We start from the raw sequence: 9,975 nt of genomic DNA on the forward strand, positions 1-9,975 counted from the left end.
CGATCATGCATGATCGGCCCTGTTTTGTTTTGAAAGCATGATTTCAATATTTGAAGTTGACCCCAGTAGTTATCAAAACTCCAAATTTCTACTTCTTAAACTCTCTAACTCTTAAATTCCTCAACTCTCAGGTCCACCAGCCTGTTCTGTTTCCAGACCGGTAACACATCGTATACGTCATGCTGCAGGCAAAACTCGATGTCCTTGTGAATCTCCAGGTTTTCGAGGCGCTGCACATGCGAGGACTGTCTCAGGAAAGTGACCATGTCTTCTTTGGCAGCATGGTACAGGTATAGCGAGGCCAGCGTAGCGTCGTTCTCAAATGCAAACTTAGCCTGCAAGCGCTCTGCCAAGGCACCGGCATACAAGGTATCCTCCAGGTTGAACTTTCCTTTCCAGCCGGCGCAAACGACGATCACATCCAGCTGAAGTTCCTCCAGATGGTCTGCCACGGCCTGCAGGTTCAGAAAAGAGCCCACCACAATTTCCTTTGCAGCCTCCGACAAGCGAATAGCCCGTGTCCCGTTGGTAGTGGTGATAGCAATGGTTTTCCCTTTTATACCTGCATGCATATAGGCAAAAGGGGAATTCCCCAAGTCAAAACCTTCCGCTTTGATGCCATTGCGCTCTGCAGCCGTCAGGCACCCTTGCTGGGCATAAGCCCGGCATTCTTCCAGTTGCATCACAGGTATAATATCGGTGGCACCATGCGCAAAGGCTGTCACCATTGTAGAGGTTGCACGCAGTACGTCGACGGCCACTACGGCTTTTCCCTCCAGTTCATACAAATGCAACAGCTCCGGGCTATAGCATACATCTATACTTGGCATTCTTGAATTGTTGATTGTTAAATTGTTGATTGTTGATTCTTATAATGTTCATTCATGTGAACAACAATTAACAATCAACAACCAGCAATTAAATTTACTTCTTCACAAATGGCAGCTTCACGATCTGGCCTTTCATGTCCTTGTTGCGGATGCGAACGAATACTTCGGAGCCAGGCTTGCTGTATTCTGTCTGCACGTAGCCCATGCCTATACCTTTCCCCAGCGTAGGCGACATTGTACCGGAAGTTACTTCGCCTATTTTGGCGCCTTCTGCATTTACGATCTCGTAGTGCGCTCTCGGAATTGCTTTTTCCAGCATCTCGAAGCCAACCAGCTTTTTGGAAACTCCGGCCGCTTTCTGCTCTTTGAGGCTCTCAGCGTTGGTAAAGTCTTTGTCGAACTTGGTGATCCAGCCCAGGCCTGCTTCCAGCGGAGACGTTGTGTCATCGATGTCGTTGCCATACAGGCAGAAGCCCATCTCCAGACGAAGCGTATCGCGTGCACCCAGGCCGATCGGCTTAATGCCATGTGCTTTGCCGGCTTCCATGATGGCGTGGAATACTTTTTCGGCATCCGCATTCTTTACATAGATCTCAAATCCACCGGAACCGGTATAGCCTGTAGCAGACAGTATAACATCCGGTACACCGGCAAATTCGCCTTGCTCGAAGGTATAGTAGGCCATGCTGCTCAGATCCACCGAAGTAAGTGCCTGCAGGGCATCTACCGTCTTGGGTCCCTGCACCGCAAAGAGCGACAGCTCATCCGAGATATTTTCCAGCACAGCACCTTTTGTATTGAATTTATTGATCCAGGCCCAGTCTTTGTCGATGTTCGATGCATTCACCACCAGCAGGTACTCTTCTTCACCCAGGCAATACACCAGCAGGTCGTCTACTATACCTCCCTCTTCGTTGGGGAAACAGGAATACTGGATCTTGCCAGGCGTCAGTTTGGAGGCATCGTTTGAAGTGGTACGCTGGATCAGGTCGAGGGCCTGTGGTCCTTTTACCAAGAACTCGCCCATATGCGACACATCGAATATACCGACAGCGTTGCGTACGGTGTTATGCTCTTCATTATCGGAGGAGTAACGCACCGGCATGTTATACCCTGCAAAAGGCACCATCTTCGCGCCAAGCGACTCGTGCACATCATTTAGTGCTATTTTCTTCAGTTCCATTTTTGGTTCGTTTGCTATTACAAGTGGTTGCCGGCAAAATTAACTAAAATATAGCCGCATCCGAAATTTTATACCACTGGCTGTCATGCATTCCCGGGAATCCGGCCTGAGCTGGTATTTTCCTGCCATTGCCCCGTTCATTTCAAAGCGCCTATACCTGGTGTAGAACCCCGCCACTTTTACCTCTCAAAATACAAATAAATAGGGGAAACCATATATAACCTTGCTCCTGTAGAATCGTAAACCGTAGAATTACTTTTTAGCCAAAAGATAATGAATTTCAGAAATACTCACCCGAAGGTGCTTTTCAAGCCAGGCACCTCCCCTGATTATCACGTACCAGCAGTTGTTTTACCGGTCTTTTTGCAAACCGCATTTTTCCGGAACCACTATTCTTGCTAATATAGCAACTTACCGGCCCGTTTGTCACTGACTAACGGCTATCTCTACCTTAAAGCATCGAGACAGGTAAACCTCCATGAAATTATCAACCAAGCTATTTATCGGGTTCGTATTGATCTCGATCCTGTTCACAGCTGTTGCCATTGTTAACTTTAAGTTGTCGGAAGATGTGATCGAAAACTCCCAGTGGGTATCACGGTCCCAGATTGTGGTGCGTAACTCCGCTTCTCTGCAGCGTAACATCATTGACATGGAAGCAGGCCTGCGCGGCTTCCTGCTGAATGGAAACGAGAAGTTTCTGGTGCCTTATTACCAGGCCAGAAAGCATTTGCCCAATTTGTTCGAAGAGATCAAAGGCTATACCTCCAGCTCGACCGGGCAAGTCAATAAGCTGCAGGAGATCATCAGCATGCATCACCGCTGGCAGCAACAGTATGCCGAGCCGCTCATCCTGATGAAGCGCGCCGACACACTCTCTGTTTCCAGCAGGTCGTTTGACCTGAAACTAGACACCCTGTTGCTGGGAGAAGAAATCATCATGGACTCTGTCAGGACCTCCTTCCGGGATTTTAATGCCTTTGAGTACAAGCTGCGGGAAGAAAGGCGGGAGCGCCTCAACAGCAGTATCACCACCACCCGGCAGGTCTCTACCGTACTCACGATCCTCTCTGTGCTACTGGGACTAGGCTGGGCTTACTATATTACCAGGCTTATCACCAACAGAATCGTGAAAATGGTGATGCTGGCCGACAAGATATCCAGGGGAGAGTACCAGACCCAGATCGTAGATACCTCAAATGACGAACTCAGCCAGCTTTCGCATTCACTCAACCGGATGTCAGCCACGATCGATGAAACATTTGGGGAACTGGACCGCAAAAACAAGGAGCTGGACCAGTTTGCCTATGTCGTATCGCATGACCTGAAAGCGCCTTTGCGGGGTATAGAGGTGGCTTCGCGTTGGGTGGAAGAAGATATGGGGCAAAACCTGCCGGCCAACATCAAAGAATACCTGATGATGATGCGGGTGCGGGTGCACCGTATGGAAAACCTGATCAACGGCATTCTGGCACTGGCCCGCATTGGACGTACCAGCCATAGCCAGGAAGAAGTAGACGTAAATCAGTTGCTCACCGAGGTGGCCGACATGGTATCTCCCCCTCCGGGCTTCACGATTGATGTCGGATCCGATATGCCTGTGCTGCATACGGAGCGGGTGCCCCTTCACCAGGTTTTTCTGAACCTCTTCAGCAATGCCATCAAATACCATCACCAGGAAAAAGGTCACCTGGACGTGACATGTTCGGAATCGGATTCTTTCTATACATTCTCCGTGTCAGATGACGGGCCAGGTATAGCCCCGGAGTACCATGAACGCATTTTTGTGATCTTTCAGACGCTGCAGGAGCGGGATGCAGTAGAGAGTACCGGGGTTGGCCTGGCTATTGTGAAGAAGATCATTGAAAGCCATGGAGGCGCCATCTGGGTATCTTCCAGCCTGGGTCAGGGGGCTACGTTTAGCTTTACCTGGCCTAAAAATCAGGCATAAGTGGTAATTTTATCCTAACTTTGCACATTAACATTGACAATAACCATGACGAATAAGCAAGTTAATATCCTTTTGGTAGAAGATGATTACCTGGATATTATGAATGTGGAGCGGGAATTGAAGAAAATCGGTATAACGTATCCCATACACGTGGCCCGCAATGGCCGCGAGGCGCTTAATATGCTGCGAGGCGATGGGGTTGCTAAAATTTCTCCTGCCCCCAGCGTGATTCTGCTGGATATCAATATGCCGAAGATGAATGGCCTGGAGTTGCTGGTAGAGCTCCGCACGGAGCCGGAGTTCAGCCATATACCTGTGTTCATTATGACTACCTCCAATGAAGAAACAGACCGTATGGCTGCCCAGAAGCTAAACGTGACAGGCTACATAGTTAAGCCTATGTCGTTTGATAACTTTGAAAACAGCCACTCCTCGCTCGATAGCTTTACTTTGTTCCTGGACCTGATCAAGCTCAAGTAAATTAATTTTTTTCTATCTCTCTGCTATACCCCGACTGGCGTTACCTGATCCGGAAGCAGTTTAAAAGAGTGTCTGTGATGTTGTGTTGCACCTGCCGCGGCTATCGCTTCGCGGTGCTTCCGGGTAGGGTATCCTGCATTCTGCTCCCAGCCATACTGCGTAAATTCCTTGCAAGTCCACCCATTAGTTCATCCCGGTGCGTTTTTGCCAGTACCGATGCCGCCGCAATGGAAAGGTATTTCCCATCGCCTTTTATGATACAAGCGTGGGGTATAGGCCGGTAAGGCTTAAACCGGTTGCCGTCAATAAGCAGGTAAGCGGGTGCTATACCTAATCCTGCAATGGCACGGTGCATGGCCAGGTAGGTGGCCTGCAAAATATTGACAGCATCGATCTCCTGGCAAGAGGCCTCCCCGATCGACCAGGGCACTGCATCCCTTAGAATCTCTTCCCGTATCTCTTCCCGCTGCTTATAGCTCAGTTTTTTTGAGTCGTTGAGCAGTGCATGCTGGTAATCGGGAGTAAGAATGACGGCGGCAGCCACTACCGGTCCGGCCAGGCAACCTCTGCCTGCCTCGTCTACGCCGGCTTCTAAAATATTTCCGCTATAGTTCGGGAGGAGCATTTAGTTCAATGAGTAACCATAATCCAATAAAACCCTTTCAATAAGCTAAAAAGGCTGTCCCAAATTCTGGGACAGCCTTTTAATAAGAAGTTAACTTTAATTCGAAATCGAATCTCATTAAACTATTACCAGTTCGGATTCTGCTGTTCTTTGAGAACAGGGTTTGCATCCAATTCTGATTGAGGTATAGGCCAGATGAATCTGTAGTCATCATAAGGTATAGCATTTACGGAGCGGGCGCCAGTATAAGGCGTTGCCGCATTCCAAGATGCAAAGGTAGTACCAGTCCAGGATACTTTCGCTGGCACACCATTAGTAGTGAAGTTCGGGTCAGTGGCCAGTCTGTGGATATCGCCCCAACGCTTGCCTTCAGCCAAGAACTCAATTCTTCTTTCGTTCAGAATAGCTCGAACCAGATCGTTACCAGAAGCAAAGCTTCCCATTGTGTACTGGTCTGCAGCTGTGGTAACAGATCTGTTACGTACAGCATTAAGCAGAGCCAGTGCTTGTGGGTCTAAAGCACTTGTGCGTGCACGTGCCTCTGCTACGTTTAGGAGCACTTCTGCGTACCGGATAATTGGGTTAGCATCTGTCCAGGTTTGTGGATCTTTGTACTTAGTGGTGAAATAGCCACGGCCATTGTTTGTAGCTAGAGTCGTTCTTCTTAAGTCGCCAGGCAACCAGAAAGGTGAATTCCAAATAATAGGTGAGATAGCTATCAGCACTCTACCAGGAGCCATATTATACATTGCACCAAGCGCACCATTTGTACCTGAGTTTCTATTTGTATTGTTCTCGATTGAGAAAATAGATTCAGAATTAGTATAGTTGTTAGCTAATACAAACGGAGTTGCTGGAGATGGTGTTAGAGCATAACCACCTATAGGACTTGTAAAAGAAGAAGTACCTGTAACTATTTTCTCACCTTCCTCAATAACTTTAGCCCAATTGTTAGCATGCTGATACACACGGGTTTTCAATGCAATAGCCGCACCTTTAGTAGCTCTGGACACTTTCAAGGCATTTGCACGTGTTGCAGGCAGATTTTCCTCTGCAAAATTCAAGTCCTCGATTAGCTTCGCATAGCACTCTTTCACGGTATTTCTTCCCTGCACCGCTGCTTCGTCAACTTTAGCAGGTGTATTTACAGCAATTGTTCTGTAGGGCACCCCTAAATGTGATGCATCAGCAGTATGATTGTATGGACGAGCAAAGTGAATCAATAATTCATGATGCCCCAGAGCACGCAGGAAACGAATCTCAGCTTCATAAGCTTTTGCTTGATCGGCCGTAATCACTCCGTTAGTCACTGCAGTTGCAAGACCTTCTATAACCACATTGCCTCTGTTAATCATGGCATATGTAGTTTCCCACATTGCCTGATTGTTCGCAGAAGTCAAGCTATAACTACCTTCGTAAGTTATCAGGTAAAAAGATGGAATTGCTATCACATCTTCGCCTCTTGCGTCTTGCTGTATGGTATTGGCTGCTCCGAAAGGATACCCCCTTGCTACACCAGTGCCTACATAATCACCCATCTGTGCCGCGCTATACACGCCGGTTACAGCCTGTGCAACCCGGTCCGCAGTCGTGAGAGCACTTTCCTCAGTAAGACTGTTGTTAGGCGCCAGATCCGTGATTTCTTCACATGAGGCCAAAGACATGGAGAGCCCCAGGAAGGTATATAATAAGCCTTTGCTGGCTTTATTGTATCTTATTTTCATATTAATACTTATTTAATATTTGAATTTAAATTAGAAACCAACATTCACACCGAAGGTAAAGGTTCTCAATTGAGGGTTTCCGTTGTAATCAACTCCAGCTCCAGTAGTATTGGTTTCTGGGTCCAGTCCAGAATAGCCTGTCAGAACAAGCAGGTTCTGCCCAGAAGCATATACACGAAGTTTGCTCAGGCCGATTTTACCAGCAACAGCACTAGGCACGCTGTAACCTAATGAAACGTTATCTACGCGAAGGAAATCACCTTTCTCAACGAATCTTGTGCTTGCCCTATCTTCCAGGTTAATAAAGCTTCCTCTAGATGCATACAGGCGTGGCGTTTGGCCGTCACCAGGAGCATCAGCACTTTGCCATCTACCCAAAACTTCAGTGCTGTTATTCACAAAGTTCATGTTCAATAGATCTTGGCGGGTTCTGTTCATAATGTAGTTACCGCCCTGGAATCTCAGGAATACGTTCAGGTCGAAGTCACCATACGTTACCGTGTTGTTGAAGCCACCGAACCACTTAGGTAATGAATTACCCAAAATTCTTCTGTCTGATCCCGCTAAAGTTGCTCTGTTATCCGGGTTTGAGGCAGATTCAGGCAATGCAGGATTGAAGTAGTAATTCGGGTTGCTTGGATCGTACACGTAGTATGTCTGATTGTCAATTCTACCCTGAATTATGGTTCCGTCAGCCTTCTCATACAGTGGGTTACCATTTGTCATGTTAACACCTCTGTACACATAGCCGTAGATGGCGCGAATAGATTCTCCTTCGCGCGTTAAGTTATAGGCTGTTGTGATATCCTGCCCATTAACAAGACCCAACACTTCGTTTTTCTGTGTAGAAACGTTCAGGGCTGTAGTCCAAGAGAAGGCAGAGTTATCAACTACTGTTGCGTTCAGTTCAAACTCTAAACCTTGGTTTCTAACGCTACCAATGTTTCTGTTGATTGAGTTACCTGGCACGCCAAGTGATGGAGGAGTTGGAGCAGCTAATATGATGTTATCGTTCTCATTTACCCAATAGCTGGCATTAAGCATTATTCTGTTTTGCAATAATCCTAAGTTGATCCCTGCGTCATATTTCTTCTGAGACTCCCATCTCAATAGTGGATTTCCTGTGTTATTAAATCCAATACCAGGCTGGTTTCCGTAAGCGGCTGCACCATATGTTCCCATATAAGGGAATGAACCAATGTCCGTGTTGCCCACTTCAGCAAATGAAGCTCTTAGTCTCAAGTCAGAGATGAAGTTAATTCCAGAGTTTACAAAGAAATCCTCTTCAGATATTCTCCAGGAGGCACCAACACCAGGGAAATAACCAACACGGTTTTCAACTGGAAGCGATGAGAGAGCATCTCTTCTGATAGAGCCCGTTAAGTAGTATTTGCTCTTATAATTGTAGCTAAAACGACCCAGGTACGACTCAATGCCATTTCTAACCAAACCACCACCAACAGTAGGTGTCACGAAAGAGCCAGATACGATATTCTCGTTAAAGAACCTGTCAGACAAGTTCTGTATGTTTGCCTGGTAGAAAGATGATCTTTGCTGCTGTAGTTCGGACACCAAAGTCAGATCAAGCGTGTGCGCATCATTGAACACCTTGTTGTAGTTCATAATGTTTTGCCAGTTCCATCTAACAAATGGACTATAAGCCTGAGAGATAGAACCGTTCGCGCTGAATGAGTCACCGTGTCTCGGATCGCCGAACACGAAGTCATCAACGAATGAACCATCAAGACCTAGTTGGGTTCTTATTTTCAGACCTTCAACAATTTTAGCCTCAAGGAATGTGGATCCGAGCACGCGGTAGGTTTGTGCTACACGCTTGTTGTTATCCAATACAAAGCGAATGTTAGGTATGTTATCTGAAATTGGAATGTTATTCCCGCCTTTACCTAAAACTCTTCTGTCACCCGGTTCGATGTTGTATCCTGTTGGATCCCCAGGATTGAGAACAGGCACGTTCGGGAGCATACGGGTCGCTCCAAACACGTTGCCTGACAGGTTGTTAGATCCGGCCAGGGGACCTTCGTTATTCTGATAAGTTAAACCAGATGTAACACCAAAGCTCAGGAAATTGTTTATGTTTTGATCAAGATTGGCTCTAAAGCTATAACGTTTTAGGGCATTCGCTTCTATAGCACCTTTTTGATCTGTAAATCCTAATGAAACAAAATATTTACCTCCTTCTGTACCACCAGAGGCAGAAATATTGTGACTCTGCTGTAAAGAACGTCTAAAGACATGGTCTTGCCAATCTGTATCCATAAAGCCACCTTTTCCATCAGGTGTCGGGTTAGCCTGTGCGGGCTGACCAGCATTCCTAAACCTTTCGTTAGCGATTTCAATGAACTCATCGGCATTCAATAAATCGAAACGCTTAGAAACAGTTGCAGAAGCCCCCCATACATCGTAGTTGAATTGAGTTTTACCTGCCTTGCCTCTTTTAGTAGTGATCAGAATAACACCGTTCGATGCTCTTGAACCATAAATAGCAGTTGCAGCACCATCTTTCAGTATCTCCATTGACTCAATATCATTCGGGTTGATATCTGCAAGGGCGTTTGCACTAGTAAACCCACCAGTATTGCCACTAACAGATGGCACCCCGTCGACTACAATTAGTGGAGAAGTACCTGAAGAGATTGAGTTTATACCTCTGATGCGAATCTGAGGTGCTTGTCCTAGCAAACCTGAAGGCGTAATAACCTGCACGCCTGCTGCTCTACCCGCCAAAGCTCTATCAAATGAAGGAGCCGGCAAATTTTTGAGTTGTTCGCCAGAAACGGTTGCTATTGCACCAACCACATCTTTCTTTGCTTGAGCGCCATAGCCCACTACCACAACCTCATCCAGTTGTGTCTGATCGACCTCAAGCGTTACATTTACAGAGCTTGCCGTGCCAATTGCACGCTCTACTATTTTATACCCCAGGAATCTGAAAACTAATGTGTTGCCTTCTGCTGGCACATTGATACTGTAAGAACCGTCAGCACCTGTAGCTGTACCGGAGCTGGTACCCTTCACAAGTACTGCAACACCAGGAAGGCCTTGGCCGGTCGCCTGGTCTGTCACCTTACCCGTAACAGTTTTGCCCTGTGCCACAGCCTGTTGAAGCAGGGCAAACACCAGCGCAAAACTCAATAGTAGTAGTTTTTTCATTGATTTGTGAT

The 9,975-nt window shown here is 46.9% G+C and carries 6 protein-coding genes and 1 pseudogene; 2 read left to right on the plus strand and 5 right to left on the minus strand.

The genetic code is table 11. The annotated features are described in order from the left end of the window. Nucleotides 1-104 precede the first annotated feature (104 nt). Together OB13_RS10825 and gcvT are read right to left on the minus strand one after the other, a co-directional pair. Complete coding sequence (locus tag OB13_RS10825) at nt 105-830, minus strand: 2-phosphosulfolactate phosphatase (protein ID WP_461490181.1); 726 nt, start codon at nt 828-830, stop codon at nt 105-107. Between the two features lie 94 nt (nt 831-924). Next, nucleotides 925-2,013 carry a glycine cleavage system aminomethyltransferase GcvT gene (gcvT, locus tag OB13_RS10830; protein ID WP_461490182.1) on the minus strand — a complete coding sequence of 363 codons (1,089 nt, stop codon included), beginning with the start codon at nt 2,011-2,013 and terminating at the stop codon, nt 925-927. A 478-nt stretch (nt 2,014-2,491) separates the two neighbouring features. On the opposite strand from gcvT, the gene OB13_RS10835 reads away from it, so the two are divergent. Together OB13_RS10835 and OB13_RS10840 are read left to right on the plus strand one after the other, a co-directional pair. Continuing rightward, the gene (locus tag OB13_RS10835; protein ID WP_461490183.1) at nt 2,492-3,964 is read left to right on the plus strand and encodes a sensor histidine kinase; all 1,473 of its coding nucleotides are present in this window, start codon (nt 2,492-2,494) and stop codon (nt 3,962-3,964) included. A gap of 45 nt (nt 3,965-4,009) precedes the next feature. Further along, on the plus strand, nt 4,010-4,444 hold the full coding sequence (locus OB13_RS10840) for a response regulator (RefSeq protein ID WP_461490184.1): 435 nt from the start codon (nt 4,010-4,012) through the stop codon (nt 4,442-4,444). 23 nt (nt 4,445-4,467) lie between these two features. Here the strand turns inward: OB13_RS10840 and OB13_RS10845 are convergent. From OB13_RS10845 to OB13_RS10855, 3 genes and pseudogenes are all read right to left on the minus strand, one after another. Then, nucleotides 4,468-5,069, minus strand: a pseudogene (locus tag OB13_RS10845) (ribonuclease HII). Nucleotides 5,070-5,194: 125 nt separating this feature from the next. Further along, nucleotides 5,195-6,793 (minus strand): RagB/SusD family nutrient uptake outer membrane protein, encoded by a 1,599-nt coding sequence (locus OB13_RS10850; RefSeq protein WP_461490185.1) that lies wholly within the window; start codon nt 6,791-6,793, stop codon nt 5,195-5,197. 30 nt (nt 6,794-6,823) lie between these two features. Then, nucleotides 6,824-9,964: a SusC/RagA family TonB-linked outer membrane protein gene (locus tag OB13_RS10855; protein ID WP_461490186.1), complete on the minus strand. Its 3,141-nt coding sequence runs from the start codon at nt 9,962-9,964 to the stop codon at nt 6,824-6,826. Nucleotides 9,965-9,975 lie beyond the last annotated feature (11 nt).

The sequence above is a fragment of the Pontibacter sp. HJ8 genome (assembly GCF_054824225.1).

Coding starts and splice junctions, on each gene's coding strand:
- OB13_RS10825 (WP_461490181.1), bottom strand. CDS start 830: ATGCCAAGTATAGATGTATGCTATAGCCCGGAGCTGTTGCATTTGTAT.
- gcvT (WP_461490182.1), bottom strand. CDS start 2,013: ATGGAACTGAAGAAAATAGCACTAAATGATGTGCACGAGTCGCTTGGC.
- OB13_RS10835 (WP_461490183.1), top strand. CDS start 2,492: ATGAAATTATCAACCAAGCTATTTATCGGGTTCGTATTGATCTCGATC.
- OB13_RS10840 (WP_461490184.1), top strand. CDS start 4,010: ATGACGAATAAGCAAGTTAATATCCTTTTGGTAGAAGATGATTACCTG.
- OB13_RS10850 (WP_461490185.1), bottom strand. CDS start 6,793: ATGAAAATAAGATACAATAAAGCCAGCAAAGGCTTATTATATACCTTC.
- OB13_RS10855 (WP_461490186.1), bottom strand. CDS start 9,964: ATGAAAAAACTACTACTATTGAGTTTTGCGCTGGTGTTTGCCCTGCTT.